Origin of the sequence: Acinetobacter sp. UBA6720 (assembly GCF_002454215.1) — a bacterium.
Lineage (GTDB): Bacteria > Pseudomonadota > Gammaproteobacteria > Pseudomonadales > Moraxellaceae > Acinetobacter.
Genome location: NZ_DKIK01000111.1, coordinates 1 through 1,548 on the forward strand (window position 1 = coordinate 1; position 1,548 = coordinate 1,548).

General features: G+C 43.9%; 2 protein-coding genes. Both read left to right on the forward strand.

The genetic code is table 11. The features are described 5' to 3' along the window. Nucleotides 1-817: 817 nt before the first annotated feature. Complete coding sequence (locus B4F08_RS09635; protein WP_087540846.1) at nucleotides 818-1,078, forward strand: hypothetical protein; 261 nt, start codon at nucleotides 818-820, stop codon at nucleotides 1,076-1,078. 18 nt (nucleotides 1,079-1,096) lie between these two features. Further along, a partial coding sequence (locus B4F08_RS09640; RefSeq protein WP_291374256.1) for a hypothetical protein occupies nucleotides 1,097-1,548 on the forward strand: 452 nt, incomplete at its 3' end.

The window sequence follows — 1,548 nt, forward strand, 5'->3', positions numbered from 1 at the left end:
ATCTCACCGCTTCCGCCAAATTTTGAATTAAGCTCTTGTATTTGCAAGGGCTTTTTTCTTGTCTATGATTTTACCCCACAACCTACCCCTCATAAAATTTTGGATTGAATCGGCTTTTTTGAGTCGTATTCGGAAGATGGTGGAATGCAGTTTAGAAAACTGTGTCTAAATCAAGCTAAATTTATAGTGCCATTATAACGGCTCGTAATTCTAAATATTTTCAGCTATCCATTCGCTTAGCTTACTTGACGCTCTCCACCGTGCAGATTATCCTTAGCCTGCTGACCTACATTGTCAGTCGGTTTTGACAGACCGTTATCATCTAGCACATCAAAAAAGTAATTTTTTGGTGGCGAACTCGTTCGTCCCCCCTTCGTAGCGGTAGGACGAGGGAGGGACGCCTTGTGCGTGCCGGTTCCTAGATGACTGGTCTGTCAACCCTTTCTCGTTCTGCCACCATCATTTGACAGTGACTTGGTAGAACTTCTAATTCATCTAGGAGTATGCCATGCGCTTACATCAAGACAGTCTTTTATATTTCTCTTTTTACATGTTTGTGCCGTTGGGTGATTAGACCTGATGCCGTGCAGTCAATGCATAGCTGTGTCGATGACTTTCTAAGAATAAAACTTTTTCAAGTACATATTACCGATATGAAGATGAATCTCTCATGCTGTTTTGAGGGTCATAGATCTGTGTGCTTTATCGTCTATAACACTTCAAAAAAACATAGATATTCATTCCAACATTCATGCATGGGGAGCACTGCGTCTGATTAAGTCCAAGACGAGTGATGCCTATAAAAGAGAAAATGATTATGTTTAAAACCTTCCTAAAAACTGCCCTTATTTCATCACTGCTTACAGGGGCATCATTGACGCAGGCAGGCTGGTTTGCGCAAGCCAGTGAAGCCTACTTTGTTAAAGCCCGCAATTTGGGTGGTGGGGTGTATCAGTGCATGTATAAAACCAATCCTGGCAACCGTGGTTGGCGTAATTTCACGGTGAACTTTCAGGGTGGCTGCCCACGCTTCGTTCACTTTAATGCTCAGAATGGTCAAGTCACTGTACCCAACTAAAAATGGGGAGCATTAAAGATGAACCAAAAAACCATATTGGGCTTGGCGGCAATCTTAGCCCTGACCCTGATCAGCATCGCAGGCTTCTATTTCTTTAGCCCCAAACATGTAACTGAAAAAACTGTTCAAGCGGCTAGTACTTCGGTGGCCAGCTCTGCACAGCCTTTAGAATCCGCCACTTCTGCCGCTTCAACCGAGATTGCATCGGCAGAAGTGGACGGCATCGATGTCAAAGAATTGACCACGGGAAGCAAGAGTCTGAGTCCAGCAGACCATGAACCTGAATTGCTGAGTTTTGAGTTTGATAAAAACTTAAAGTCTGTCGATACCTTGCTGTCGATGCTGCCTTATGACGAACTGCCTCAGTTTGAGCAGGACAACATAGACAAGTATCAACGCTATGTCTTCGCCAAAGCCGCAAAAGATACAGGCAAATCAGTGAAAGACTTCAGCTTGCAGGAACATGGAGC

What these genes read in the sequence shown, in the direction of transcription:
- B4F08_RS09635 (WP_087540846.1), top strand. Translation starts at nt 818, where the DNA reads ATGTTTAAAACCTTCCTAAAAACTGCCCTTATTTCATCACTGCTTACA.